The sequence below is a fragment of the Fluviicola chungangensis genome (assembly GCF_007558725.1).
Taxonomy (GTDB): Bacteria; Bacteroidota; Bacteroidia; order Flavobacteriales_D; family Crocinitomicaceae; genus Fluviicola; species Fluviicola chungangensis.
In genome coordinates, this window is sequence record NZ_VLPL01000002.1 from 472,045 (window position 1) to 497,846 (window position 25,802).

A 25,802-nucleotide genomic window follows, 5' to 3' on the forward strand; every position below is an offset into this window, starting at 1 on the left:
TTTAGCTCCATAGCCTTATACAAAAGATTCTTATCTATAATTCGATAGTTTCTTCCTGAAAGGTTTCTATTAATTGAAGGTTTTCACCTTTTACACGGTTTAAATTCATTTCGTACAAAATGTTCTTCAAGATCGAACTAAGTTTAAACCTTTCTTTCCTTCTTATGGAATAATCATTTTGAATTGTCCTGAGAACATTGTTTTCAATTAGTCCAAAAGTATACATATCGTTTACATAAACAACCCAACTCGTAAATTCGCTTTTTTTGCAATCGAATACAAAAGCATCTTCAACGATTCCGTTTTTCAGATATTGTCCCACACCGGGACCTCGAGTCATGTAATTTTTAAAAAGCCCTTTCATATTTTGAACGATCTGTTTGGAAAGAATCCTTTTACCAGGAATATTTTGATACGAATAGACAATTCCATTTCTCTCATTCTTAACATTTCGAATGAAAATCGCTTGGGTACTTTCACCGTTATTCTGAATAGTCGCGATAGTCTTTATAAGATCAAACAAGCTTGTTTGAATACCTGAAAACCGTCCGGGACGATAATGGGAGAAATCAAGATCAATATCCAGTTTTTTCTCTAGGGATCTCCAATCGGAAAGCGGATAATAATCATAAGGATGAGACATAATATTCCCACCGGGAATCCATGTGAACGAGCGTGAAACTGTAATCCATCCTGGTATTTGAAAAATTGCAGGAGCTTTGGGATTTACTTTAAATGTATCATTTAGGTTTTTTCCTTTGTCAAAGGTCATAATATACCCATATAGATCAGTAGCTCTGAATTCTTGATTGCGATCAAAAAAAACTTTTTCTGAACCATGATTGAAGCTACAATTTTCAATTTCTCCGGTTTTATTATTCAATACAATGATAGATATATTGCTCAACCGCCCCAGTTGATATAACGAATCAATAAAGGACCGGTAGTCAGGATAATCTCTTTTGAGTCTATCAAATAGGTTTTGTTTATACTCATCTGAAATTTGAAAAAAGTCCTCGGATTGCTTTTGTGAAAGGGTTGTCACGATCTTTAAATTCGTTGCAAGTTCTTTCTTTGGTACGAGTTTGCGTAATTCCCGATTTAAAATAGTTAATTGCATAGTATCTTTTATTTCGGTTCCTTCCCGGTAATAAAAAATATGAATACCTTCTTGTTTAACCAGGTTACTCCAGAGAATGAATTCGAATAAAATAACTCCCAGTACTAAAATGATTATTTTATTTAAGGGTCTCATATGGGGCAATTAATGAGGAAAAGAAGTAAGAAATGGTTTTAGTGATTTCAATAGATGAGTTGTGATTTTGCTAAAATAGCAATATTTCGACATTCGAAAATCTCAACATTGCAATATCGCAATGTTCAAATGTTGCGATGTTGGAACTTTGTCAGGTTGTTGCTTTTCCTGGCCAGGTTCCTGAATTTGAAAATGACCAGGGTAAGAATTCCCCGGTGTGTTATCAAAAACCCCACGTAGTTGACCTATCCTTGTCGGCAAAATGGGCTGTGAATGCAATATTGATAGTGGAGTGAAAACTGCGCAGATCAGGATACTCCCCCAAAAACCAGTAGTTATCCAACGCCTTACAGGTTCTGGCATCCATGTCTACGGTTCTATAACGATTCTTTGTGTCGCTTTTTCATAAGGCGTTTCAATGATCAAAATATAGGTCCCACCCTTATCCAGGTTTCTAATTTTTCGTTGAAATGTGTTTTCGCCGGGAACTAAATCGGTTAAAACCCTTTCTTCTATTTTTTTGCCGTCAATGCGATAGAGGGAAATTTTTGTTTCTGCAACTTCAGTCAACTGGAATTTCACAACAAAGTTTCCACTATTAGGATTTGGAAACACCTGAACTTTTAGTGTTCCGGTACTTTGTTCGTTTAAGTCATGAATTCCTGCTATTGAATTTTTAATAACAGACACTTTAAATAATTGGTTGCTAGCACTACTTTCAGATCCGGTATTCGTAAAAAATAGATTAGCTGCCGTACTGCTTATACCACCATAGATAAAACCAACCAGCGTTGTGTCAGCCGTAAAATCATCCAGTTTAAATACATCGTTGTTATAATGCGGCACTGTTTCTATGGGAATAAATTCAGAACCTGCACCTAGTAAGGCAGGCATTTCAAGGGGTAATTTATATTCAGCCATGGTACCGTTTGCATTTCTTGTAACTCGTGCAATGGTTTTTACAAAGGGTACATTATTGTCCTGGACCAATATTCCTAAACTATCGTGATATTGAGCGATACCGCCAAAAAACACCGTGTGCATTTCGTTAGCAGAAGCACTGTATAAAGGAATATGCGCGCAATGGTAATGATTGTAATATTGAGAAAAAGCATTGTTCACTGTATACCCTGTGCTATCTATGTTTACACAGTTTAGAAAAGGCAAATCTACATCCGGTTGAAATACTCCCGAAAATGCGGTTAATCCTTCTTGTCCTGTAGGCATTATTTGCGGAACTACATTATAATCTCTTCGGTGAAGATTGGTAGCATCATTGATAGCAGCTAAATGAGTGACAGAAAGAGTTAAACCATTATCAGAGATTGTAAATTTCCTGCTGGCGTTTGTATATTCCTGAATAAAACCGGGCCCATGTGTTGGTCCCATAGGATTGTACCTGCCTATAAATTTCTGACCTCCGGTAAGATAGAACGTATTGTTTATTTTATTGAGATAGCCGCCGGTAACGGCAAACAGTGTATCTGTAATCTGCCTGAAATGCGATGTAAGCGATGTTTCATTGATAATTGCATCTATAACATCAGGAACTTTAACCGCACTAAGATTTGGGTACGTAATATGGTCGGCAGAGGTGTTGCTGTAACCATAGCCACCAACCAGGTATAAATAATCTCCCTCTTGATAAAATTCCATATTGGTTGAACTTAATTGTTCCTGCAAACCAATTGGAAGAGATGATACTGGAGCCGACCATTTTTGTTGAGCAACAGGATCAACAACGATTAACTGATTGTTGTGTCCCGCTGCATCAAAAGCAGCAAAAGGTTGTCTGCGATGCAAACCATCCAGTCTGCCACCGATGATTAACCATTTACCATTGTGTTGCCCCCAGGCAAATGATTGTAATCCACCCAGCCCACTAATATTCATCGGTTCCATATAAACATTGAAAGGTGTAGTTTGTGAAAAAGCTGAAAGACTGAAAATGAGTAGTCCTAAAATGAGTGTCGCTTTCTTTGTCATTATAATCTGATATGCCTGCAAGTTACATTTTTGTTGCGAATCAATTTGTGACCTTTGTTACATAGGTCGTACCTGGTCTGTTTACTCTACCGAAAACTGCTGCGCCCACAGGCTGCCAACCCCTCTTTCACCGGCTTTGTTGTTCAGTCTTCCGGAACGAAACGCAAACCTTCAGGAAAGTATGTGAAACTCTCCGGAATCAATCCCGAAGTGTCGGGACAAGTTATTCAATCATCCGGAACGAGGCGCAAACCTTCCGGAAAGCATTTGAAACTCTCCGGAATGAAACGCAAATCGTCCTGAAAGAGTCGCAAACCTTCCGGAAAGCATGTGAAACTCTCCGGAATGAAACGCAAATTGTCCGGAAAGCATGTGAAACCATCCGGATTGAATCTGCAATCGTCCGGAACGAAACGCAAACCTTCCGAAATCAATCCCGAAGTGTCGGGACAAGTTATTCAATCATCCGGAACAGGACGCAAATCGTCGGGATTCAATCTGCAATCAAATCTATTGGGTGTTCAACCGGAGAAATTCAATCTGTAATCATCCGGAACGTGACGCAAATCGTCGGGATTCAATCGTCAATCAAATCTATTGAGTCTTCACCCGAAATAATTCAATCGTCAATTGAATCATTGGTGTCTGAAACCGGCGTGTGCTTCTGGTAACAAAATCCTGCAGGGATGCAATTAATCGCGTACCTACGTGGTTCGATAACGGATCAGGTATGAAATTTTGATTCGTTCTGTAAACTCCTTGAACAAGGAGCAGATTTGGAACATGAAAAGATGTAGGAATTAGCAGAAGGGATTTTTAGGGAGTTGATGGTGGTTTGAACGAGTAAAGATTCCTTATAAATTGTCTTTTTCTCTGGTTTGGAACCAAACTTGGAATTTAAGTTTAATAAGAACTGTTTGGAATCTTCTGAGTAAACAATTTCCACCTTTTTTTCATTGCCAAAAAAAGGTGGAGCCAAAAAACGCTAGGCCTGTACTAAAGAATCTGCAAGCTACAGGTCATTACGCGAAAGCATTTAAAACTCGCCCGCCACTCCGTTCCGGACTCAAACACCAAATGCTTTTATTCGCTTCATTCCTTTGCTTGCTAAGCTTCTTAGCGTAAGGGCCGATTTGGAATCCTCTATTCTGGATCGTTTTGAGCTCCGAAGAAAGAACCGTTTCAATAGAAGGCGGATCTCTTTGGTCGCCTTAGCGAACAAGAATGGGGACCCATGCAGGAGTGAGCGTTCATTTTTCGCTTGTCTGAGACGCAGTTGAGTTTAAGAAAAATGAGGGAACGATCTGCTAATGGGTCATTCGGTTTGCGAGCGACTAGCCTTTTTTGGTTCTTTTTTGCGCAATGGGAAAAAAGAACTGTAAAAATGTTGCTAACCAGTATAACTTGCGCAACTCCAAAGTCATTTTCTCGCTCATGGGAATCCCCGATGAAGAAACAAACCAGGAAATCTATTGCAAACTCATTGAACAAGGAGCAGATTTGGAACATGAAAAGATGTAGGAATTAGCAGAAGGGATTTTTAGGGAGTTGATGGTGGTTTGAACGAGTAAAGATTCCTTATAAATTGTCTTTTTCTCTGGTTTGGAACCAAACTTGGAATTTAAGTTTAATAAGAACTGTTTGGAATCTTCTGAGTAAACAATTTCCACCTTTTTTTCATTGCCAAAAAACGCTAGGCCTGTACTAAAGAATCTGCAAGCTACAGGTCATTACGCGAAAGCATTTAAAACTCGCCCGCCACTCCGTTCCGGACTCAAACACCAAATGCTTTTATTCGCTTCATTCCTTTGCTTGCTAAGCTTCTTAGCGTAAGGGCCGATTTGGAATCCTCTATTCTGGATCGTTTTGAGCTCCGAAGAAAGAACCGTTTCAATAGAAGGCGGATCTCTTTGGTCGCCTTAGCGAACAAGAATGGGGACCCATGCAGGAGTGAGCGTTCATTTTTCGCTTGTCTGAGACGCAGTCGAGTTTAAGAAAAATGAGGGAACGATCTGCTAATGGGTCATTCGGTTTGCGAGCGACTAGCCTTTTTTGGTTCTTTTTTGTGCAATGGGAAAAAAGAACTGTAAAAATGTTGCTAACCAGTATAACTTAGGCAACTCCAAGGTCATTTTCTCGCTTATGGGAATCCCCGATGAAGAATCCAACCTGGAAACCTATTACAAACTCATTGAACAGGGAGCAGATTTGAAACAATACGATTCGACTGAGTCAATCTCAAGGAAACTTTTGCCAATCTCCAGCGAACCAACGTCTGTATTCAATCAACCAAAGTCAATAGTTCATCAACGGAAGTCAATCTCCAACGAATTGATGCTCGTGGAAAGCGAACCTACATCAATCTCACGCCAACGGATGCTCGTAGAAAGTCAACCCAACTCAATCTCCAACAAACTTATGCTCGTGGAAAGCGAACCGAAGTTCTTATTCAATCGACCTTTGTCAATCTCCAGCGGACGGAAGTGAATAGATAGTGAACGGAAATCGATTTTTAATAATCCGGCAAAGTCGTTAATGATATCCTGTAGGGGCGCGATTAATCGGGATATATGTATTATTCGCACCCAAGCCATTTTTGAATAGTATACTTTCTATTTTTACCACAGATGCACAGATTAAGAGCGAGCCTAATGCTTACGCTGAAGCTTTAGCATAGGCGCACCGGTCTCGCTTTTTTGAATATCAATAATTTACAGGGTTTGTAAAGATAGAGGCGACTGGTAAGCGCCTCCAATTATCAGTGTATCTGTGGGAGAAGAAAATGCACTCCATTTGATGCGGCGGGTGCGCATTTTGATTAATCGCGTACCTACGTGGTTCGATAACGGATCCGGTATGAAATTTTGATTAGTTCTGCAAACTCATTGAACAAGGAGCAGATTTGGATCAGGAAAAGATCGACGAATTGGCGGAAGGGATTTTTAGGGAGTTGATGGGGGTTTGAATTCGTTAGAAGAAGTGCCGGCACTTTCTCAAGGTCAAATTTTCTCTGAGTTCTGGTCGTAATCGAAGGATCCGATGTAGTCAACATTTTTGTTTTTCCTAACGTAATCCGTATCAGGAATAAAGTCATAGTCAAAAACGCATATCACGGAATTGTATTTATTGATATCAAGAGTTAAGCTACTTTTTTTAATATTTTCTACAATAGTTTTTGAGTATGATACCTGCGCAAAAAGCTCCTCAAGCGATGATGGTTGGTCTTCATGAATAATGAAGTCAATTAAATCGTAATCGAGAAAACCCATTCTAAATTCAAGGTAGAAGTCTGAATAAATATCATCATCCCTTGTTTGTTTTTCCTTCATGTAAGCTTTCAGCGCTTTTTCTGAATCAAATTTGCAAGCCCAGATTGAAACCTTTCCGGAAGCTTCAAAGTCTTTTTCGTAGTCTTCTTGATAAAACATAAAAAGTAAAATATTCCAATAAATAGCCTTTTCGACCTACCCGGAGGCATTATTAATAATTTATTAGCCTAAAAATACAATTTCTACGAAAAGATCGCCGAATTGGCAGAAGGGATTTTAGGGTGTTGATGGGTTATGTGAAAGTAAGTGTTTGAAGCTTACTCCAACAGGAGAGAAACTCTTGAATACATAATGCATGAAGATAAAAATGGTTCTATTTATTTTCCATTTGTATTTAAAAACAGCAATTTAATGTCGTACTCTGTTTTTAAGAAATTGGCAAAATCATATATTGTTTGTTCATAGGGTTGATCTTTATTGAATTCTTTAAAATTCTCTTTTATGAACATCGAGTATTTTTCCATGTTAAATCCATCCCCGAATTCATAAGATTCATAAAAGATTTTTTCCAGTTGAGAAGACAATCGAAAATCTCCCTTCAGAGATTCGCCACTATGCCAAGCTAAGTCACTTCCTGACTTGGAATATGAATAGTAATGATTAGAAGTCGTAATGACTTCGTGTGGAGGTATTGAAATGTGACCTCTCAAGAATGGGTTTAAACCTAAATATCTTTTCCTAATACTACTCGTAATTCCAATTGGTCTGTAATCAAAAGGATCTATGATAAACAATCTCTCAAGGAAAGATTGTTTTAAAGATTTATTATATTCTTCAATTGTCAATGAAAGGGGAGCAACATATAGAGCATATTGTATAGGCGGATTATGTAAACTTAAAAGAATATTATGTTGAAAATCATTTGCAGTTTTAGCCTTGTTTCTTAGTCTAAAATACAGTGTTGGGTTACGTGATAATTCTTCTCTCCTTCTGAATACTCTAATGCTTTGAAGATCTCGATTTGGTGAGAGTAATTGAAAACCTCTGGGTAAGTTTTTTAATCCCTCCGAGACCTTAAATTGCAAGTAAATTGGTTTGAAATTCTTGAACAACTTATCGGCACCTGTCAATTGCTCATCAACAGCATTTAATTGAAAACGCCTACTCCAAAAAGGAGTGATATAACCTAAATATGAAGCTACGTCAGCTTCAATTTGATCTTCTGATAGCTCGCTTTGTATTCTATAGCTGATGTTCATTTCGATGATTTTATTTTAGTTAGGCATTATTCGTCGCGTCCATAACCCTCTTCACAATTTGGGCAGAACCATATATTCTGTATAGTACGAGTTTCTATCTGAACATTTCAAAATCCTCTTTTAAGTATTTATCGAATCTTGGGTGTGGATGTTCAGTTTGAGTTTTTTTACTTTTTCCATTAAACCAGATTGAACGTTTACCTGCATTTTTCCCGGTTTTATTTTGGACGGCTTCTGCAATAAACTCTTCAGAAGATAGTATCCAGGTTTTATCTAATCGATGTGAATAAAACACAAAGTAATAATTGCTGCGGTGTTCATGCGTAATTGCTGCAAAAAGTGCAGCATCACCAAATAAAACATCTTTGGAGCGTGCTTTAATTTGAACCTCAACAAAGGTTCCGTCATGTTTCCTGATAACTGCGTCGATTGCATTATCATCTATTAGTGGAATATAAACATCCAGGCCTTGCTCAAGCATTCTGCTGATGACAAAGTATTCCATGCGTTTTCCGAAGCCGGCATTGTGGCGAAAGGTTTTGCTCATTCTTTTTTGTTTTCAGTGATTGATATAGTAGTTTTAAGAAAACTCTTAGCGAGTTCAACGTAATTATTCAGTGATTTTAATAATCTAGCAAGGTGGTTACGCTAACTTCCAACCCGTTAGCTAATTCTTTCAAATATAAAAATGATGGATTCACTCGTCCTGTTTCAAGCCTTCCAATTGAACTTGCATTTTTTCCAATTCTTGCACCAAGCTCAAACTGAGTTAAATTCTTCTCTATTCGAAGTTCCTTAACTCGTTTACCCAATGCTATTAAGTCTTGATTTTCCATCAAACAATTTTAGATAATTTCTATCTAGAACTTGATAACGGATTCGTTATTTAAACTATATTTGTAACAAATCCGTTATTATGAAAACGAATGTCCTAACGCTCATCAAAGACGATATCAAAATCTCCCGCTTGACAAATGCCCTGGATCGGTTGAATGTTCCCGTGAATCACTATCCGTTAGGCAATGCAAAAGTGATTTTCTCCTTGATGGAAATTCCAGAAGCCGAACAGAATTTTGAAATGTACTATAAACTCATTGAACAAGCAGCGGATATGGAACAATTCGATTCGACTGAAAAGATCTCCGAATCGGCGGAAGGGATATTTAGGGAGTTGATGGGGGTTTGAGATTTATAAATCTTCAATAATGTTGTTACTTGGTAATATAATAGCTTCTGTTTCAGGATGCCAGAATTCAAAGTTGGCAAACTTTATAAATCTCATCGCAATTAAGAATTCATTATTAAGTGGAAAGTTAAGATGATGAATCTTATCTTGATCCATTTTTAATGTGAAGTGTGGTAACACAATATTACCATCCGAAGGTATTTTTGTTAGAAAAAACTCAGCAAATAATCTATTTTTTGATGCTTCACCTTCTAGTAAAATTGCTCTTCCAAAAGCATTGTCACGAGTCAAGTTTTTCTTATCGATAGGATAGTTTTGAAATGGTAGCGTTAATAAACGAAAGACTAATTTTGTATGATCTTTCTTATCCCAATTTTCAACTGCATATTTTCCTGAATATAAATTGTTGTTTAATTGTCTTATATGAAATTGTCCGCTTTCATGGTATGAAAACTTGCTTGTCTTTTTTAAAGGGGATTTAAATATTTTAGGTGTTGAAAGATTGAAACCAGTGTTTGTAATTTTGTCAATTGAACAAAAAGAATGATTCCGGGGTGATGAATTTCCCCAATAAAAATCATTTTCTTTCATTTCGAACCAATAAAATTTTCTGTGCTCAGTTTCCGAAGTTGAAAGGTAGATTCTTAATTTATTCTTATTTGTATGTAATTTGATAAAATCGATAATCTAAATATTTTATATGTAATTCAGTTGCTATCCTTTCTACTCATTTCAGAGAACTATTCTTCTATTAGTTCCATTTCTTCTTCGTTTTTGCAAGATTCGCAAATTGCTATGAACTTATTTGGAATTGTTTCAATAATACTAATTTTTTTACTCCCACATATAGCACAAACAGGTTCATTATCAAATCCAATATATTTTAAAAACAAATTCTCTAGCAAGCTAACAGCCATTGAAGTAAAGAGCAAAGCAATTTTAACATCAGGATAAGTTTTATTAGGTGAGTGGACAATAGTAGAACAATAGCTCCAAGCAATTTCTGTTATTTTTCTTGAATAATTCCTTAGCTCAGCATTATTCGAGCCTGTTATATATAAATCTATAAATTCAGAAGAAACATTTTTAAAATCAGAAGTCTTAAATCCCTTTTCATTAATTAGTTGTTCATTTCTTTTACAAAGTTCTTTAGATAAATCAACTAAACTTTCTCTACAAATTAATCCAATTGATTGAAATTCTTCGGGCTCTAAATCAATGGATAATTTTTTGGATGCTGAATTTAATTTTCTACTTATTGACTTAACTCTTTCTATATCCAAAGGCATCTCATCAATAATATCTTTAAAATTATCTTGGTGTCTTTTGGTTAATCTTTGAGTTATACCCATATGAAAAGAATAAGCTTCATCTACTGAAAAGTAATGTGCATTTTGAGTATATAAATTCATAGGTGCGTTTTCCCCCTCAACGACCCAATAAGCTTCATTTACTGTCTTAACATTCCAAACATTGATTTCATAACCTAAATCTGAAAAGGTTTCTTCGCATTTAATATTTACGATGTCCCCAATTTCCTTAAATGATTTTAAATAATTTTTTATTCTTTTTTCGATTTCAATTCTATATTCTGGGGTCATTTTTATTGGTGGATTTCATAATTAGCTTACAAATTCTTGGAATTTGTTAATTGTATAAAAAGGTATATTGAAAATTATTTATATCACCCCCTTCGCCTTCAATTCCAAATACTTATTAATCGAATTAATCGACAAATCTTCCGGCTTGGAAAGGATGGTTTGGATGCCGTTCTGGCGCAGCTCGCGGGCAATGTTCCACTTCACGTTCGACATTTTATCCGCTACCGTGGCTTCGATCAGTTCTTTGTGGGTGTGGACCGGCTGCTGAGCCAGTTCCTGTAGTTCGTTGTTCTGGAAGAAGATCACGACCAGTACGTGGCGCTTATTGAGGCGTTGGAGCATCGGTAGCGCACGGCGCATGGCGAATTCACTTTCAAAATTGGTGTAAAGCAGTAGGAGGGAGCGCGTTTTGACCTGTTTGCGGATCGTTTGGTACAGCAATTCGAAGTTTCCTTCTTTGAACAGGGTTTTCTGGTTGTACAAACTTTCCAGGATGCGCCGCAGCTGTCCCTGGTTGCGTTCTGCCGGAACAATCGCTCCCATTTTGTCGGAGAAAGTGATCAAACCGGCACGATCGCCTTTTCTCAAGGCAATATTGGTAAATACCAGCGCGGAATTGATCGCGTAATCCAGCATGGTCATTTTGTGGAAGGCCAGCTGCATCGGGCGGCTTTTGTCTATGACGCAATAAACCGGCTGCGAACGCTCTTCCTGGTATTGGTTCACCATCAGTTCGTTCTTGCGGCTGGTTGCTTTCCAGTTCACGGTGCGCAGGTCGTCGCCCTGCACGTAGTTGCGGATCTGTTCAAACTCGCTGGTGTTACCAATGCGGCGCACTTTTTTAATCCCTTGTGAAAGTGTTTGCTGATTGAATACTTTCAATTCGTACTGCTTCATCTGCAAGACGGACGGATACACTTCGATGCGTTCCACCAACGGGATCACCATGCGGCGCTGGGCAAGGAAAAGAGTAGAGCGAACAAAGATCACCACGTCCCGGAATTCGTATTCCCCGCGTTCGGTGGGCGTGAAGGAATAATGGAAATCCTTCGTTTTTTTCGGCAGCAGGATAGCATTCCAAACAGTGGCCCGTTTCTGCATAAACAGCGGATATCCTTCGTAGATCCCAACCTGCAATGGCTGCGCGGTTTGGTTCAGAATGGAAACCGTGACTTTGTTTTCGTCGCCCAGGTTCATGCGTTCCTGGTACTTGCGCTGCACGCGGATCGGTTCTTTATACAGGTTTACAAGCAATACATCCAGGATCAGGGCAAAGAGCAGCACAAACAAAACCGTTTTGCCTATAATGCCCAGGAAAGGAACAAAAAATGCTCCTCCTACCAATGCAACCCCGATTCCTGCCACGAGGAAGAAAAAACGGGTGAGATGGATGCTTGCGAGTAACTTCATTAACGCGGAACTTCGATGGTTTGAACGATTTCACGGATCACTTCTTCCATGTGTGTTCCTTCCATTTCCGCTTCCGGTGTCAGGATCAAACGGTGGTTCAGTACGTGGATCGTCACGAACTGGATATCATCCGGTGTCACGAAGTCGCGCCCACGGATCGCTGCGAATGCTTTTGCGGCTTTCAAAATGGAAAGCGAAGCACGCGGTGAACCTCCCAAATACAACTTGGAATGGTTCCGTGTTTTATTCACGATCTGTGCAATGTATTGAATCAAACGGTCTTCAATGATCACTTTTTCTACGACTTTCTGAACTTTGTGCAATTCATCGGCTGTAAACACCGCAGTGATGTTTGCCAAATCCGGAGCCTGGATCTGCTCTTTGTAGCGGGTCAGGATCAGTGTTTCTTCGTCCAATGTCGGGTAATCCAACTTGATCTTGAACAGGAAACGGTCCAATTGTGCTTCCGGAAGGTTGTATGTTCCTTCCTGTTCCACCGGGTTTTGCGTGGCAATGACCAGGAACGGGAACGACATTTGGTACTGTGTTCCGTCATACGTAATCTGGCGTTCTTCCATCACCTCGAACAAAGCGGCTTGTGTTTTCGCCGGTGCGCGGTTGATCTCATCGATCAGTACGATGTTGGAGAAGATCGGTCCTTTCTTGAAGTTGAATTCGCTGTCTTTCATGCTGAATACCGAAGTACCGATCACGTCCGAAGGCATCAAATCCGGTGTGAACTGGATACGCGAGAAATCCACGTGCAATACGCGCGATAATGCTTTGGAAGACAACGTCTTTGCAACTCCGGGAACACCTTCCAATAAGATGTGCCCGTTGGAGAAAATTCCCGCCAGCAGCAACTCGATCATTTCGGATTGCCCGATCACGTATTTGCGCATTTCTTCGCGCACGCGGTTTACTTTTTCGGCTACCCAAAGCAGTTCGGTCTGATCGCGTTGAACAAAGCCCGGGGAAACGGTTTCGTTCGGCTGCGACAAGGCACTTGTCTGCTCTTCCGGTGTGGGATTAGTTGAAGCCGAATCATGTGATTGGCTTTCGTCGTTGGGCATATATGCCGCTAAATCGTCATTTCCTTCCTGGATCATGAGTTATGAAGTTTAATGAATTCTACAAATTGGTACAGTGCCGACTGAGCTCTTCGTGAAAGCAATGCCTGGCGTATTATAAAGGTATTTCCATCTTCGCATTCGAAAGTAACACGGGTTTTATCTACTGTACAATGAATGGTTTGGTTCAGAGAAATAACGCGTTTTCCGGCAACAAATCCGTAAATAATGAGTTGATCCGATTGAATGGTTGCCAACGGCAGGCGAATGAAGCGCGAAGCCAGGTAAATAAGCACCATTGCCGGAATAACCAGGAACATCCCGATACTTCCGCCGGCAGCCAGCAGCATCAGTCCCTTCATCAACAGCAGGATCGATTTGAGGAGCACCAAAGCTCCCGGCCAAAGGCGTTTGTTCAGGTCTACCACTTTATCGGAAACCACGAAACTTTCACTTGGGCGCACGATACCGGTTTCAATGTAGAATGCCCGGATCTTCGCATAAGTTGTTCCCAAATACCGGTTGTCTACGTTGTTTTTACGTGAATCGAGGCTGTTGACAATGTCGACCAGTTTCTCGGAATCGTAAGGTACTTTGGCGATGAGCTTTTCCAAATTCTGTTCACGGGTTTCTTTTCGGGAAAGATCCACGTAAAAATGCCTGTTCATCGCCGAATAGAAGTTCTTGCGCATGACCTGCAGCACACCGATCGGGGAATTGCGGGAAATATAAATGGAACTCAGGGTTTCTACGAACGCCAGGGACATGTTTCGTTTCTGAGAGTATCCCGGAAGAATTTCTTCCTTCCGCTTTGCCCGGAAGAATACGTAGAGCAGTAACAAAACGATCATCAGCAGGAACGCAAGCCGCAAAATCGGGTTCTTAAGAATGAATTGGATCAGGGAAGTATCTTCTTTCTCCGCGCCATCCGAGTCGGCATCTTCGTCTTCATAAATGGAAACCGGCTCACTGGAATCATTGATTCCGCAGGTCAGGAAAATCACCGGTTTGTCTTTCGGGATTTTGTTCAGTACGATGCGGGCATGTGCATAACCGTTCGGCTGAATGACCTGGTAGTTCTCAAACAGATCGGGGATGCTGTGAAAATGTACCTTTCCTTTGTGGTGTTTCTCATAGAATGCAAACGGATGCTTCATTGCGAACAGGTACGAACGGTAATTCGTGTCGATGATCTCCGTTTCGGAGAAGGCATACCAATCTTCATTAATCGTATCGTTTTCATACACGTGGTAGAAGGGAACCGTTGTGTCACCGATCCAGGCAAAGAGCACCTTGCTGTAGTCCCAATAGAAAGCACCTTCTTCGAAGTGGCGGTCATACAGGTTGCTGGTCAGGTGATTGAAACTCAGGTAAACCGTTGCTCCGCTGTCGGCGTAATGCATAATGGAGTCGTAATAATCATCCGGTGCGCCGAGTTCATTCCCGATAAACAGGTAGGTTGCTTCTTCGTGACGGGGAATTGAGTCCAGATCCGACCAGTATTTCAGGTTGTAAACAGAATCTTTGACATGCACATCCAGCAATTCCATGAAGAAGGAAATGTTTCGTGGATTCTCGTCGTTTAATTCATAGGTTTTTTTCCAATCGGAGCTGTATTTCTTCTGAATGTGGGCTTCCCCGCCTCCGGAATTGTCGAGTAACCAGATTACAAGCCCGATAAACAGCGCAAAGCCCAAAAATGATAGGATGACTTTTTTGTTCATTACGCTTTTTCAATTTTTTGGAAAGCTGTTTTCAGCTGTGGTTCGATCACCTGGTAGCTTTTGGAATCAATGGAATAATCCCCGTACCAAACCAGGTCGTAGATCGATACCACCTGTTCGAACTCCCGGGAAATGGGTTTGCCCTGCACCTCGATGATGTAATGCATGTTCGTTTTTTCCTTTTTCCAGAAGATCCATTTGCGCTGGATCAATTCTTTCATGGCAAAAAGGAAATAGATGCGCACACATTCTTTATAGTTACCTGCCGCGGTGGCTTCGTCCAAACGCAATTCCAGTTCGGTTTTGCTAATTTCCGCAGGATTTAAATCTTCCACCAATGCTTCAAACGGAATGGTTTTGATGCGCGGACTCCTGTTTTTGATCATGTAAAAGATCAAAATGGCCAGTGCAACAACAAGCAAAATAATTCCAAGCCATTTCCAGAAGTTCACGGAAATATCCGGAGCATCAATATTCGGGCCTTGGGGAGCATCAAAATCGGGGATGTCAACGGATTCAGCCGGTTCAATATTCGGATCTTCTTCAATACTTCCGGTTCCGCCGTCTCCGTCTTTGCCGTTTTTCCCCTTCTCCAGGTCTTTGGGAGAATAAGGTGTTCCCTGGTAGGGTTTGGTTGTTCCGTTTGGACTTCCGGAACCCGTTGTGTATGATTCGTTAATGGAGCTTGGACTTTGGTAATAATCCGATTCCGGGCCTTTGTACTTATCGGATTGCTTGTAGCCGTGTTCCTGGCGGATCTGGTTCCACTTTTCGCGGGTGCTTACTTCTTTTTCTTGTTCCTTTTTGGCTCCATCCACGGAGCCGGGACCTTGTGCCGATAGGAACAGGGGAAAACAAAGGGAAACGATATGGAACAGGAATTTATTCAAAATCAAGTGAAGTTTCCTGGTAACGTTTCCGTTTACCGAAGTTGGCAAATTGTTTTTTCAAACCGGTGGATTGATTTTGCTCCTGGAAGGTGAAGAACATGAATCCCATCATAATCACAAAGAACGGAAGGGAGAAGAGCATGAAGAACACGTACACGATTTGCCGGGCAATGTTTGCCGGGACCAGGAAGTCTGAAGTATAGTAACGCGCTACGTTTTTAACGAAATCGGCAAATTTATCCAGGAAATCTTCCAATACCGGTTCTCTCATAAAATTCACTTCCTGGTAACTCAGTACACAGGCGATCGGTTGTGCAAAAATGAACAATACCAATCCCATGAGCGAAATTCCAAGCAATACGTTCCCGTAATTGCGTGCTCCATACCTGAATCCGTTCCCGAAGCGTCTCCCGAAACGTTCTTCTCCCAAAATAACGGAAGCTCCCTGCAGCCAGAAAAACGGTGCAATGAAAACGACCAGGAACATCCAGTACCACGGAACATAGAACAGGATCAGGAACAGGAAACTCAAACCAAGCCACGTACCCGGAAGTTTCTGAAGCATGAAGGGAAGAAAGCGTTTTAAACTCGCTTTTTGCTCCTGGTTCTTAAAATGATACAAAATGGAAAGGGTAAAAATCGATAGGATAATTGTCCAAAGTAAAGTCACCACGAAATCACTGAATGACCGGATATCAAATCCCATAATAATGCTTAACTGGGAAGCCCAGTCGTATTCATACTGATGGGTGAGGTCTTCGTAACGCATGAGGTCCTGGAAAACCACAACCGCAATAATGATCGGGATTGTCAATACCAGGTTGTAACGCATGATCTTGCCGATATGGACACGGTAAAACGAAAAAGTATCCGAGAAAATCTGTCCGAAAGTCCGGATTTTATGCAGATCAAATACATTGACATACGTTTTGATCGGTGGATCACTCTCGTGAACCAGTTCCGGGTGACGTCTCGCAATGACGATCGGGAAGATGATATAGTAGAAAATAATAATCGAGAAGGAAACCGTAATAATGGTCCATTTCGACCAGTCTGCCAATTCCTGGTAATTGTGGGTTACAAAACTTTCCAAAAAGCCGGCTGCAATCAGGAACGGGATCAGTGACATCATGATTTTCAGGCCTCTTTTGGCTGAAAGCTGTAAACTTTGTAAGCGCGTATAAGATCCCGGGAAGAGCAAACCGTTTCCGAGTGTAATTCCCGCTCCGCCTGCAATGGCGATCGAACTGATCTCAAATGCCCCGTGGATCCAGATTCCCAGGAACGAAACGATCAGTAATCCTTTCAGGTGAAAGAAATATTGAAATGCACCCAGCATGATCGAGTTGTTAAAAATCATGATGTGCGTTCCGATCGTAAAGAAGATCCCCAAAATAAAGGTGTAGAAAGACACCGTGATGTTGTTGAGTGTAATTTCCAAAAACATACTGACCTGCGATCCGCTGTGGTAAACACCCAAAGGGTCACCTTTCTCAATATTCTTCAAGGTCATTTCTACATAGCCATCGCCCAGGATCATGCGCGGAAAATCCGGGTTGAAATGCGTAGAGATTGCACCGACGATGGTCCAGAAAAGGAATACGAACAGGGCGAATAATAAATTTTTGCGCGACCTGTAAATTTCCAATGGAATGGAAACCCGCCAAACAGTGAACAACTTCCGGAAGGAATCCTTGCGTTGTTTGTGCACCAGGTTGTGAATACCCTGGGCGATCTGGTTCAGGTAAACCCGGACCGTCCGTTTGTTATAGAACGTTTGCGCATAACTCAGATCATCTGTAATGTCAGAATATAAATCTGCAATTTCTTCAGGATCACTGGTTTGATTTGAAGTCAACGTCTGGAATTTCTTCCATTTTTCTTTGTTCTGTTCTATGAAGGAGGTTTCTTTCATGCGGTTCGATAAAAATAGTTGTTTTATTGAATCAGAACCTTATTCCCCTTTAAAAATTTAAAATGGATAATTGATCATTGAATAAGGAGTCAGGACATTCAGAACCAAAAGTTACGGCTGCTTAATCCATCGTACCTCAATTTTACATTTTCATCCAGATAACTATCGGGACTCAATTCAATCACTTTTTCTTAGATGACTTATGTGAAATCTCGAACTTCCCGATTTTGACAAAAAATCCTCCTTTTTGTGTTTCTGTCGCTTTTCCGGTCTGGAAATCTACCGGAGTTTTGGTTTTTTCAGAAAGTGTATTCGTAATCAGCGGAATCGGGTTTTTCATGTTTGAACCACCTGTGTTGGATGCCAAATCTTTGCTTGGAGCTTTGTTCACGTCCTCGTTCAGGGTAGGAGCAACCGGCTGCTTGTCGTCTTTTACCTGGGGCAAAATCGTGGGGTGGTGCGGCTGGGGTTTATTGTCGGCAACATTGTTTTTATCTTCCTGCGGTTGATTCGGGATCAATTGAACCGGATCTTTTTTCTCTTTTTGATTCAAATCCGGGCGCTTATCCGTTTTCGAAGTTGCGTTTGCTTTCGGCGTATTTTTTTGGGCAACGTAAGTATTGTTTTCTCCGATAGACTCAATGGAAGGGACCACTTTCGCTGGTTTTTTGCTGTCAGGTTTGGTATGGTGCTTTGTTTTGTCGTTGGAAGCTACCGTATTATTCTGATTGTGAGAGGCTTCTTTGCCATTGTTGAATCCTAATTGGAAGAATAAAAGTAATATGGCAGCAACTGCGACAGCTCTGGCGATAAATTTCCAGGAAACCAAAGCAACTTCTTTTTCTTTCAGGTCTTCTTTATTCGGATAAACAACCGGTGTAGCCTGCAAACGCGTTTCGCGGTATGCCGCAAGAACCTGTTGAGCTTCCGGATTGGCAATTAAATAGGTATCAAACAATTTTTCTTCATGAGCAGAAAGAACCTGTTCCACTTTTCCAATCGCGAAATAATCCAGGTTTTCAGGGGTAACGATCGAAAGGTCTTCCTTTTTCAGTAAGCATTTTTGCAGTGGGTCCATTGTTTCAGGAACGTCATCCAGGAATAATAATTCCTCATCTACCTGCAATTCAGGATTGGCAGCCAGGAATTCTTCAAACGCAATACGCTCTTCTTCCGAAAGAGTTCCTTCCAGGTAATCCAGGTAAAAGGATTCGTAATTGTCGATATGGATGCGTTTTTTCATGCTACTAATTCTGTTGATTTGAGGTAGTTCTTTAAGGTCTGACGAGCTCTAAAGATATACACTTTTACCTGAGATTCGTTCAGGGCCGTAATTTCTGCTATTTCATTGTAATTGTATCCTTCATAATCTCTCAGCAAAATGACGGTTTTTTGAATTTCCGGCAATCGGTTGACAGCCTCCTGCAGTGTTTTCTGAACATCGAACAAATGACTTAAAGCATCGTCCTGTTTGACATCCTGGCCATCAAAACCGGTCGTGCGTTTTTCTTTTTTAAGCACATCCACCATTTGATGGTAAGCAGTGGTGAATAAGTACGACTTCGCTTTTGAAGCTTCAATGCTTTCGTGTTTCTCCCAAACTTTCGCGAATGTTTCCTGGATAACGTCTTCAGACAACATGCGGTTTTGGGTGTGCTTGACTACAAACCGATAGAGATTATCCGCGTACAATTCAACTGCCTCATTGTATTCTTTCCTGGTCATGTAGTCGTTTAACAGTGGTAAGACTGGTTCGCATCTATAAAGTTACAGCAGAAAATGTTTTTTTTGAAAAAAAATTGAAAAGCACCTGTTTTATAGTGAGTTGGAAAGCGTATAATTGTAGTGATTTAACAAATAGCTTATGAAATTATTAGCACTACTTTTTTTCGCGTTCTTTGGGCTTTCAACTGTAAAAGCGCAATGTGACACAGAGGTTCGCGAAGCTTTCGGTGGAGTTTCCTCCATAACCATTTACAATACATACATTACCATCGGTGCTATTGCAGATGCGCATGTGAATGAGGTATACGATGCTGCCCGTGTAAAGGAATTAATGGGTGAACAAACTTCGATGCTTCAGGCCGTAATCGATATGCTTGACAAATGCAAGGTGGTAAAAAGCAACGGGCTTTCGGCAGATGATGTGGAATATGTGAAGGACTTGATCGTTTGTCTTCAATCCTTAAAAGCAGAAGCACAGGGATTGAGTGATTATGCAGCAACTCAAAGCGAAGATGCTCAAAACAGATACAATACCAACCGCGATAAGGCCTGGAGTGAAATAAAGACACTGATGGGATTGGAGTGATCGGAATAGGCAGTTCTGCCTTTCTTCGAAGAGAACATTTTAGTAAATGATTGGTACCAGTGGTGTTTTTATTTGAGCAGAATTCCCGTAAATACTTAAATTAGTGGACATCCTTGAATCAGCAGATGAAGAAAATTCTTTTAATTTTTACGGTTCAAATTCTTTGCGGTGCTGTGTTTTCACAAACGCCACCTCCGAATCCTCCTCCGGAACCGCTTCCCGAGGAGCCAAAAGAAAAAATTTACGAATTTGTGGATGAGCCGGCTGAATACCCGGGAGGGTTTAAAGTTTTACTGAAGTACCTTTCAGATCAGATTGTTTATCCGAAAGAAGCCGTGAAGAATGGGCTCGAAGGGAAATGTTTCTTTCAATTCGTGATTACAGATTCGGGAAAGATTAAGAACATTACGTTGAAAAGAGGTGTCCCGAATTGTCCGGAATGCGACCAAGAAGCTTTAAGAGTGCTTGAGAAGATGCCGGATTGGATACCCGGAAAAGTGGATGGCAAAAATGTGAGCAGTTATTTTTCGCTTCCGATCATGTTTAAATTGTAATTCAAAATAGATGCATATGAAATCCGGATTGCAACAACTTATTTTAATCTGTGCACTGCAACTTGTGTGCAAAACCGTTTTTTCACAAGTCATTGAGCCGAGCCGCGAACCTGATACCGTCAAATATATTCCTGCTATTGAAGAACAAGAACCGATTTACGATGTAGTGGACGAACCGGCTGAATTTCCGGGCGGGTTTACAGCGCTCCAAAAATACCAGGCAGAAAACCTGAATTACCCGCAAGTGGCTTTGGAAAATGGACTTCAGGGAAGATGTTACCTTCAGTTTATTGTGACAAATAAGGGAGTGATTACAAATATCGAAGTCAAAAGGGGTGTTCCCGATTGTCCGGAATGTAATAAGGAAGCAATTCGTATGGTTAAATCGATGCCTCAATGGATGCCTGGAAAGATTAACGGAAAGCCTGTAAGAAGTCGTTTTATTCTTCCTGTTACGTTCAAATTAAACTAGCTTTATCCCCATCACGCACACATCATCCGTCTGCTCGTGGTTTCCTTTCCAGGTTTCAAATTCTTCTTTTAATGAGGCTTTCAGTTCCGAACCGCTCTTATCTTTATGAGCCTGGATGAATTCTTTGAAAGTGGCATACTTATATTTCTTGTTTTTCGGTCCGCCGAATTGATCTGCATAACCGTCGGAAAACAAGATGATCCAATCGTTTGCTTCCAGTTGGATTTCATGTGTTGTAAACGGTTTTGCTCCGTCAAACTGACCAACCGGTTGTTTATCCGGACTAGTAATCAAAATTTCTTCCCCGCGGAAAATCCACAAAGGATTGTTGGCACCCGTCCATTGAAGGATTTTAGTGTCGTGATTGAAACAAGCCAGTGAAATATCCATCCCGTCTTTTACGGAGCGGGCCTCTTTTGTAAGTGTTTGAACGACCAATTCACGCACGTGATCCAATAATTCCCCGGTAGTTTGGTTCGGATTTACAGCCAGGGATTGGTACAACGCATTGATACATAAAACACTGACCATAGCCCCCGGAACACCGTGACCCGTACAATCTGCAACTGCAAACCAACTCAGATGATCACGCTTTTCAAACCAAAAGAAATCTCCGGCAATGATGTCTTTCGGAGCGTAATAGACGAATGCATTCTCATCGAAACTGGCCTGGATCTCGCTTTCCAATGGCAATAATGCTTGTTGGATGAAGCGGGCGTATTGAATACTTTCTACGATCTCGTGGTTTTTGTGCTCGACAATTAATTTTTGTTCGTTGAGTTCCTGCGTTCGCTCTACCACTTTTTCTTCCAGGTTTTCATAGGAATGCCGCAATTTCTGCATCATCGAATTAAAATTCTTCGAAAGCAAATCCAATTCCAGGCTTCCAGTGATCTCGATCGTTTGGTCCAGATTATCCGTCGAGATAGTTTCCGTCTTTAATGCCAGTTCCTGGATGGGTTTGGTGAGTTTTCGCGAACGGAAATAAACGATAACGGTTAGAATGACCAAAGTAACTCCGAAAATAATGCCAAAACGAAGCAACAGGCCGTTGATCAGGTTTTGATAAGGCAGATCGTTCGTTCCCAATTCCAATACATAACCCGAATACAGTTTGGATTCCAGAACGGGAAGAAAAACATATTCTGTGAACTCTTTGCCTTTGGAATCCGGATCATCGTTCTCAATGGTCACATTCTTTCCGCGATCCAAACACTGGAGATAGGCTTTTTGCAGTTCGGGATTGGTAATGCTGACATCGGGAATTCCTTTGACGCCTAGGTACAATTCTACCCGGTTGATCGCTTCAAAACGTTTGTCTAAACCGCGGATCTTGGAAAGCAGCAGTTGTTTGAACTCATCTGCGGATTTGGAATAGAAACCCAGTTCGATGATGTGTTTCCTGTCGAATGAAGTCTGGTAGCTGTATTTCTTGATCTTCCCGGTCTTGATCTCCAGCCCGAATCGGTCCTCCTTAAATTTTTTGGATTGGAAGATCTGGTTGAAGAAAGGGATGAACGTTTTATTGAGTTTTTTGAAATCCAGTCCCAGGTCCGGTTTGAATGTCGTGTTGACAATCTTCAGGTTCCGGTCGATGAGGTAAATATCTTCCCGCTTGGGATCCATTCCGAGAGAAGATCGTAAAGCATTCAGATCAATAGATTGTGCGTTTTGTTTTGCCAGGACGAATTGAATTTCGGTGGAAATATGTTCCATCCGCTCAATCAATGACTGCTCATGTGCGCGCATGGAGAAATCGTAGTATTCGATCAAATTCCGCGTTTCTTCCACAATATTCTTCTTCTGCTGTTGAATATCGCTTTCAACCTTATCAAGGTTGTATTGATAGGTGAGGTAGAAAACAATGGAAAAGATCAATAGCACGGGAACCAAAATGTTCACCAGCAGCTGTCGTAGGATACTTTTTTTCGTTTTCACGGTGTGAATGTATGGAAATTGTGGGAGAGAAGGTCAATAGAAGGATTTTAGATGGAAGAAATAGGGCAAATGCGGTATAGGTTCGATATTATTCATTGGATTTAATGAATTGTTCATTTTGGAATTCTGTTGTGTTTTCAAATAGTATTATTGCAAGAAAAAAATGAGAACCCTTCTAACCCTGGCATTAATTACACTATTTCAATTCAGTTCCTGGAGTCAGAATTTATATGTGACTGCTTCAACAGGGTATAATTTTTCTGCTGAAAAATCCAATTTTGATAATTTTTATTATAACAAATTAGTTGGTGCTTTCTATACTCAAAATAAAGATCGATTTGAATATTCTGTGGGGAAAGGAGTGAATTTTAATCTTGGAATAGGATATACAACCAAACAGGATATTGGATTTGAATTGGAAGGATCTTATTTAATGGGAATGAAAACGATTGGGAAAACCGATTATTTCGTTTCTGATGTTTTTAAAAAGGAGATTTGGGGCTGTTTTTACAGAATCAATCCAAGCATTTATTTGCTACGGCCCTTGAAAAAGTTATCACTTAAATTGTCAATTGGTGGTTTAATGGGCTTTGGAAAAATGTATTTGAATCAAAGCGTAACATATAACGAAGGGATGCCTGGTTTTCAATATGAAAATGAGTTTTCCGGAGGCTATTATTTGGGCTTTGAAGCAGGAATAAGTGTTTTATATCCAATCAATAATCAGTTGAATTTATTTGTAGACGTAAATTGGATCAATGCTTATTTTTCCCCGATGCGTGGCAGGGTTACCAAATTTGTGTCCGGAGAACATGATTATACAGATATCCTGGATGTATGGGATCGTGAGTTCACCTATTCTAATTCGGTTGATAAAATGTTTAATACTCCTGAAGAACCTGCTAATATGTTAAGAGAAAACTTCGCTGCAAGCAGTATTGGTTTACAAGTTGGGATTCAATGGAGCCTGTGGCACAAGGAAAAAAATAAAGAAGAGAAGGTAGATTAAACAAGTAGGGGGGGCGATTAATCGCGCCCCCTACGTTTCTATTATTTTCTATTTCCTAAAACTCAAACGTTTCCATGAACTTCGTAGTGAAGTTTCCTTCGTTGAACTGTGGATCTTCCATCAGTTTTTGGTGGAAAGGAATCGTTGTTTTGATACCTTCGATGATGTATTCATCCAAAGCACGTTTCATTTTAAGAATTGCTTCTTCGCGTGTTTGAGCAACTACGATCAATTTTCCGATCATGGAGTCGTAGTTCGGCGGGATCGTGTAACCTGCGTAAGCATGAGTATCGATTCGCACACCGTGCCCTCCCGGAGAATGGTAGCTCGTAATTTTTCCCGGAGACGGACGGAAATCAGCATACGGGTCCTCTGCATTGATACGGCACTGGATCGCGTGCATTTGCGGATAGTAGTTCTTTCCGGAAATCTTTTCTCCGAAAGCAATTTTAATTTGCTCCTTGATCAAGTCGTAATTGATTACTTCTTCGGTAATCGTGTGCTCAACCTGGATACGTGTGTTCATTTCCATGAAGTAGAAATCGCGGTTTTTGTCAACCAGGAATTCTACTGTTCCAACACCTTCGTAATTTACAGCCTTCGCAGCTTTAATTGCCGCCTGACCCATTCTTTCACGCAGTTCGTCAGTCATGAACGGAGAAGGAGTTTCTTCTACCAATTTCTGGTGACGGCGTTGGATGGAACAATCGCGCTCAGATAAGTGACACGCATTTCCGTATTGATCACCTGCAATCTGGATCTCAATGTGGCGTGGTTCTTCAATGTATTTCTCCATGTAGATCCCGTCGTTCCCGAAAGCAGCACCTGCTTCCTGGCGCGCTGAATCCCAGGCAGCTTCCAATTCTTCTTCTTTCCAAACGATACGCATTCCTTTACCACCACCACCGGCAGTTGCTTTCAGAATGATCGGGTAAACCACTTTTTTAGCAGTCTCGCGTGCATCGTCCAAATCTTTCAGCAATCCTGTTGATCCCGGAATACAAGGAACTCCGGCAGCGATCATGGTTGCTTTTGCAGTTGCTTTATCACCCATTCCGGCAATTTGTTCCGGCAATGCACCAATGAATTTGATGTTGTGTTCCTGGCAAACGCGTGAGAATTTTTCGTTCTCGGAAAGGAAACCGTATCCCGGGTGAATGGCATCTGCGTTGGTAATTTCTGCAGCTGCAATGATGTTTGCTATGGACAAGTAAGATTTATTACTTGGGGCAGGTCCGATACAAACTGCTTCATCTGCAAAACGGACAGGTAAACTTTCTTTATCAGCAGTAGAATATACTGCAACCGTTTTGATGCCCATTTCTTTACAAGTACGAATAATACGTAAAGCAATCTCACCACGGTTGGCAATTAATATTTTTTTGAACATAAAATCATGTTTAATGAATCACTAAGTTGTTGCGTTGCAAGACAACCCGTCTATTAAGCAGGATCTACCAGGAATAACGGTTGATCGTATTCTACCGGAGAAGCATCATCAACTAATACTTTCACGATTTTACCGGTAAATTCAGCTTCAATTTCATTGAATAATTTCATCGCTTCGATGATACATACGGTTTCTCCTTTGTTTATGGATTGTCCAACGCTAACGAAAGGTTCTTTATCCGGACCTGAAGAACGGTAGAATGTTCCGATCATCGGAGACTTAACCGTAATGTATTTTGAATCATCAGATGCAGCAGGTGCCGGTGCAGATTCTGCTGCCGGTGCACTTGCCGGAGCCGGTGCTGCAGCTGGAGCTGCCACCATTTGAGGAACAACCGGAGCCGCTGCTTGTACGATAATCGGAGAATCAGATTTTTGCTTTTCTGATTTGATCGTTATTTTAAAGTCTTTTTGCTCAATTTCTACTTCCGTAACACCTGATTTTGCTACAAACTTAATTAAGTCTTGGATTTCGTTCAGATTCATATCAGTATAATTTAATAG

General features: G+C 40.7%; 27 protein-coding genes. 9 read left to right on the forward strand and 18 right to left on the reverse strand.

The genetic code is table 11. The features are described from left to right. Nucleotides 1–34: 34 nt before the first annotated feature. Together FO442_RS05615 and FO442_RS05620 are read right to left on the reverse strand one after the other, a co-directional pair. The gene (locus FO442_RS05615) at nt 35–1,255 is read right to left on the reverse strand and encodes a hypothetical protein (protein ID WP_144332173.1); all 1,221 of its coding nucleotides are present in this window, start codon (nt 1,253–1,255) and stop codon (nt 35–37) included. Nucleotides 1,256–1,624: 369 nt separating this feature from the next. Next, complete coding sequence (locus tag FO442_RS05620; protein ID WP_144332174.1) at nt 1,625–3,241, reverse strand: T9SS type A sorting domain-containing protein; 1,617 nt, start codon at nt 3,239–3,241, stop codon at nt 1,625–1,627. A gap of 54 nt (nt 3,242–3,295) precedes the next feature. On the opposite strand from FO442_RS05620, the gene FO442_RS05625 reads away from it, so the two are divergent. The 4 genes from FO442_RS05625 (at nt 3,296) to FO442_RS05635 (ending at nt 5,728) form a co-directional block, all read left to right on the forward strand. Further along, nucleotides 3,296–3,544 (forward strand): hypothetical protein, encoded by a 249-nt coding sequence (locus FO442_RS05625; RefSeq protein WP_144332175.1) that lies wholly within the window; start codon nt 3,296–3,298, stop codon nt 3,542–3,544. 42 nt (nt 3,545–3,586) lie between these two features. Then, nucleotides 3,587–3,787 (forward strand): hypothetical protein, encoded by a 201-nt coding sequence (locus tag FO442_RS05630; RefSeq protein ID WP_144332176.1) that lies wholly within the window; start codon nt 3,587–3,589, stop codon nt 3,785–3,787. An 816-nt stretch (nt 3,788–4,603) separates the two neighbouring features. Continuing rightward, on the forward strand, nt 4,604–4,762 hold the full coding sequence (locus FO442_RS18685; protein ID WP_186279928.1) for a hypothetical protein: 159 nt from the start codon (nt 4,604–4,606) through the stop codon (nt 4,760–4,762). A 549-nt stretch (nt 4,763–5,311) separates the two neighbouring features. Continuing rightward, nucleotides 5,312–5,728 carry a hypothetical protein gene (locus tag FO442_RS05635; RefSeq protein ID WP_144332177.1) on the forward strand — a complete coding sequence of 139 codons (417 nt, stop codon included), beginning with the start codon at nt 5,312–5,314 and terminating at the stop codon, nt 5,726–5,728. Nucleotides 5,729–6,240: 512 nt separating this feature from the next. Here the strand turns inward: FO442_RS05635 and FO442_RS05640 are convergent. The 4 genes from FO442_RS05640 to FO442_RS05655 form a co-directional block, all read right to left on the reverse strand. Continuing rightward, complete coding sequence (locus tag FO442_RS05640) at nt 6,241–6,669, reverse strand: immunity 22 family protein (RefSeq protein ID WP_144332178.1); 429 nt, start codon at nt 6,667–6,669, stop codon at nt 6,241–6,243. A gap of 218 nt (nt 6,670–6,887) precedes the next feature. Beyond that, the gene (locus tag FO442_RS05645) at nt 6,888–7,769 is read right to left on the reverse strand and encodes a hypothetical protein (RefSeq protein ID WP_144332179.1); all 882 of its coding nucleotides are present in this window, start codon (nt 7,767–7,769) and stop codon (nt 6,888–6,890) included. Nucleotides 7,770–7,863: 94 nt separating this feature from the next. Beyond that, nucleotides 7,864–8,316, reverse strand: coding sequence for a PDDEXK-like family protein (locus FO442_RS05650; protein ID WP_144332180.1), 453 nt, complete (start codon nt 8,314–8,316; stop codon nt 7,864–7,866). 76 nt (nt 8,317–8,392) lie between these two features. Then, a complete protein-coding gene (locus tag FO442_RS05655; RefSeq protein ID WP_144332181.1) occupies nt 8,393–8,605 on the reverse strand; it encodes a helix-turn-helix domain-containing protein in 213 nt (70 codons plus the stop codon). Between the two features lie 80 nt (nt 8,606–8,685). Between FO442_RS05655 and FO442_RS05660 the strand changes: the two genes are divergently transcribed. Then, nucleotides 8,686–8,955 (forward strand): hypothetical protein, encoded by a 270-nt coding sequence (locus FO442_RS05660; protein WP_144332182.1) that lies wholly within the window; start codon nt 8,686–8,688, stop codon nt 8,953–8,955. 3 nt (nt 8,956–8,958) lie between these two features. Here FO442_RS05660 and FO442_RS05665 read toward each other — a convergent pair whose 3' ends face one another. The 9 genes from FO442_RS05665 to FO442_RS05705 all read right to left on the reverse strand — a co-directional run bounded on the left by FO442_RS05665 (nt 8,959) and on the right by FO442_RS05705 (nt 19,290). After that, on the reverse strand, nt 8,959–9,546 hold the full coding sequence (locus tag FO442_RS05665) for a hypothetical protein (protein WP_144332183.1): 588 nt from the start codon (nt 9,544–9,546) through the stop codon (nt 8,959–8,961). Nucleotides 9,547–9,695: 149 nt separating this feature from the next. After that, on the reverse strand, nt 9,696–10,556 hold the full coding sequence (locus FO442_RS05670) for a hypothetical protein (protein ID WP_144332184.1): 861 nt from the start codon (nt 10,554–10,556) through the stop codon (nt 9,696–9,698). A gap of 78 nt (nt 10,557–10,634) precedes the next feature. After that, a complete protein-coding gene (locus tag FO442_RS05675) occupies nt 10,635–11,966 on the reverse strand; it encodes a DUF58 domain-containing protein (RefSeq protein WP_144332185.1) in 1,332 nt (443 codons plus the stop codon). Beyond that, complete coding sequence (locus tag FO442_RS05680) at nt 11,966–13,075, reverse strand: AAA family ATPase (protein ID WP_144332186.1); 1,110 nt, start codon at nt 13,073–13,075, stop codon at nt 11,966–11,968. Before FO442_RS05680 ends, FO442_RS05675 begins: the two co-directional genes overlap by 1 nt. Further along, nucleotides 13,072–14,760 (reverse strand): hypothetical protein, encoded by a 1,689-nt coding sequence (locus FO442_RS05685; RefSeq protein WP_144332187.1) that lies wholly within the window; start codon nt 14,758–14,760, stop codon nt 13,072–13,074. Before FO442_RS05685 ends, FO442_RS05680 begins: the two co-directional genes overlap by 4 nt. Further along, nucleotides 14,760–15,650: a hypothetical protein gene (locus FO442_RS05690; protein ID WP_144332188.1), complete on the reverse strand. Its 891-nt coding sequence runs from the start codon at nt 15,648–15,650 to the stop codon at nt 14,760–14,762. The genes FO442_RS05685 and FO442_RS05690 overlap by 1 nt, the downstream gene beginning before the upstream one ends. Continuing rightward, on the reverse strand, nt 15,643–17,565 hold the full coding sequence (locus FO442_RS05695; RefSeq protein WP_144332189.1) for a stage II sporulation protein M: 1,923 nt from the start codon (nt 17,563–17,565) through the stop codon (nt 15,643–15,645). Before FO442_RS05695 ends, FO442_RS05690 begins: the two co-directional genes overlap by 8 nt. 181 nt (nt 17,566–17,746) lie before the next feature. Next, on the reverse strand, nt 17,747–18,808 hold the full coding sequence (locus tag FO442_RS05700; protein WP_144332190.1) for a hypothetical protein: 1,062 nt from the start codon (nt 18,806–18,808) through the stop codon (nt 17,747–17,749). Then, nucleotides 18,805–19,290, reverse strand: a complete 486-nt coding sequence (locus FO442_RS05705) for an RNA polymerase sigma factor (RefSeq protein WP_144332191.1) — start codon at nt 19,288–19,290, stop codon at nt 18,805–18,807. The genes FO442_RS05700 and FO442_RS05705 overlap by 4 nt, the downstream gene beginning before the upstream one ends. A gap of 139 nt (nt 19,291–19,429) precedes the next feature. Here FO442_RS05705 and FO442_RS05710 point away from each other — a divergent pair, with 139 nt between their 5' ends. From FO442_RS05710 to FO442_RS05720, 3 genes are all read left to right on the forward strand, one after another. Beyond that, nucleotides 19,430–19,876 (forward strand): hypothetical protein, encoded by a 447-nt coding sequence (locus FO442_RS05710; protein WP_144332192.1) that lies wholly within the window; start codon nt 19,430–19,432, stop codon nt 19,874–19,876. Nucleotides 19,877–20,001: 125 nt separating this feature from the next. Then, on the forward strand, nt 20,002–20,430 hold the full coding sequence (locus tag FO442_RS05715) for an energy transducer TonB (RefSeq protein WP_144332193.1): 429 nt from the start codon (nt 20,002–20,004) through the stop codon (nt 20,428–20,430). Between the two features lie 16 nt (nt 20,431–20,446). Further along, nucleotides 20,447–20,902: an energy transducer TonB gene (locus tag FO442_RS05720; protein ID WP_144332194.1), complete on the forward strand. Its 456-nt coding sequence runs from the start codon at nt 20,447–20,449 to the stop codon at nt 20,900–20,902. Here the strand turns inward: FO442_RS05720 and FO442_RS05725 are convergent. Next, nucleotides 20,894–22,840, reverse strand: coding sequence for a PP2C family protein-serine/threonine phosphatase (locus FO442_RS05725; RefSeq protein ID WP_144332195.1), 1,947 nt, complete (start codon nt 22,838–22,840; stop codon nt 20,894–20,896). The genes FO442_RS05720 and FO442_RS05725 overlap by 9 nt on opposite strands. 232 nt (nt 22,841–23,072) lie before the next feature. Between FO442_RS05725 and FO442_RS05730 the strand changes: the two genes are divergently transcribed. Beyond that, nucleotides 23,073–23,849, forward strand: a complete 777-nt coding sequence (locus FO442_RS05730; protein ID WP_144332196.1) for a hypothetical protein — start codon at nt 23,073–23,075, stop codon at nt 23,847–23,849. 55 nt (nt 23,850–23,904) lie between these two features. Here FO442_RS05730 and accC read toward each other — a convergent pair whose 3' ends face one another. Together accC and accB are read right to left on the reverse strand one after the other, a co-directional pair. Beyond that, a complete protein-coding gene (accC, locus tag FO442_RS05735) occupies nt 23,905–25,239 on the reverse strand; it encodes an acetyl-CoA carboxylase biotin carboxylase subunit (RefSeq protein ID WP_144332197.1) in 1,335 nt (444 codons plus the stop codon). 53 nt (nt 25,240–25,292) lie between these two features. After that, on the reverse strand, nt 25,293–25,784 hold the full coding sequence (gene accB, locus FO442_RS05740; RefSeq protein ID WP_144332198.1) for an acetyl-CoA carboxylase biotin carboxyl carrier protein: 492 nt from the start codon (nt 25,782–25,784) through the stop codon (nt 25,293–25,295). Nucleotides 25,785–25,802 lie beyond the last annotated feature (18 nt).

Bases quoted from the DNA above. Each gene is read 5' to 3' on its own strand.
- FO442_RS05685 (WP_144332187.1), bottom strand. From the start codon at position 14,760: ATGAACAAAAAAGTCATCCTATCATTTTTGGGCTTTGCGCTGTTTATC.
- FO442_RS05640 (WP_144332178.1), bottom strand. From the start codon at position 6,669: ATGTTTTATCAAGAAGACTACGAAAAAGACTTTGAAGCTTCCGGAAAG.
- FO442_RS05615 (WP_144332173.1), bottom strand. From the start codon at position 1,255: ATGAGACCCTTAAATAAAATAATCATTTTAGTACTGGGAGTTATTTTA.
- FO442_RS05695 (WP_144332189.1), bottom strand. From the start codon at position 17,565: ATGAAAGAAACCTCCTTCATAGAACAGAACAAAGAAAAATGGAAGAAA.
- FO442_RS05665 (WP_144332183.1), bottom strand. From the start codon at position 9,546: ATGAAAGAAAATGATTTTTATTGGGGAAATTCATCACCCCGGAATCAT.
- FO442_RS05655 (WP_144332181.1), bottom strand. From the start codon at position 8,605: ATGGAAAATCAAGACTTAATAGCATTGGGTAAACGAGTTAAGGAACTT.
- FO442_RS05650 (WP_144332180.1), bottom strand. From the start codon at position 8,316: ATGAGCAAAACCTTTCGCCACAATGCCGGCTTCGGAAAACGCATGGAA.
- accC (WP_144332197.1), bottom strand. From the start codon at position 25,239: ATGTTCAAAAAAATATTAATTGCCAACCGTGGTGAGATTGCTTTACGT.
- FO442_RS05700 (WP_144332190.1), bottom strand. From the start codon at position 18,808: ATGAAAAAACGCATCCATATCGACAATTACGAATCCTTTTACCTGGAT.
- FO442_RS05705 (WP_144332191.1), bottom strand. From the start codon at position 19,290: ATGACCAGGAAAGAATACAATGAGGCAGTTGAATTGTACGCGGATAAT.
- FO442_RS05715 (WP_144332193.1), top strand. From the start codon at position 20,002: ATGAAGAAAATTCTTTTAATTTTTACGGTTCAAATTCTTTGCGGTGCT.
- FO442_RS05635 (WP_144332177.1), top strand. From the start codon at position 5,312: ATGGGAAAAAAGAACTGTAAAAATGTTGCTAACCAGTATAACTTAGGC.
- FO442_RS05660 (WP_144332182.1), top strand. From the start codon at position 8,686: ATGAAAACGAATGTCCTAACGCTCATCAAAGACGATATCAAAATCTCC.
- FO442_RS18685 (WP_186279928.1), top strand. From the start codon at position 4,604: ATGGGAAAAAAGAACTGTAAAAATGTTGCTAACCAGTATAACTTGCGC.
- FO442_RS05630 (WP_144332176.1), top strand. From the start codon at position 3,587: ATGAAACGCAAATTGTCCGGAAAGCATGTGAAACCATCCGGATTGAAT.
- FO442_RS05670 (WP_144332184.1), bottom strand. From the start codon at position 10,556: ATGACCCCAGAATATAGAATTGAAATCGAAAAAAGAATAAAAAATTAT.
- FO442_RS05620 (WP_144332174.1), bottom strand. From the start codon at position 3,241: ATGACAAAGAAAGCGACACTCATTTTAGGACTACTCATTTTCAGTCTT.
- FO442_RS05710 (WP_144332192.1), top strand. From the start codon at position 19,430: ATGAAATTATTAGCACTACTTTTTTTCGCGTTCTTTGGGCTTTCAACT.
- FO442_RS05680 (WP_144332186.1), bottom strand. From the start codon at position 13,075: ATGATCCAGGAAGGAAATGACGATTTAGCGGCATATATGCCCAACGAC.
- FO442_RS05645 (WP_144332179.1), bottom strand. From the start codon at position 7,769: ATGAACATCAGCTATAGAATACAAAGCGAGCTATCAGAAGATCAAATT.
- FO442_RS05720 (WP_144332194.1), top strand. From the start codon at position 20,447: ATGAAATCCGGATTGCAACAACTTATTTTAATCTGTGCACTGCAACTT.
- FO442_RS05675 (WP_144332185.1), bottom strand. From the start codon at position 11,966: ATGAAGTTACTCGCAAGCATCCATCTCACCCGTTTTTTCTTCCTCGTG.
- accB (WP_144332198.1), bottom strand. From the start codon at position 25,784: ATGAATCTGAACGAAATCCAAGACTTAATTAAGTTTGTAGCAAAATCA.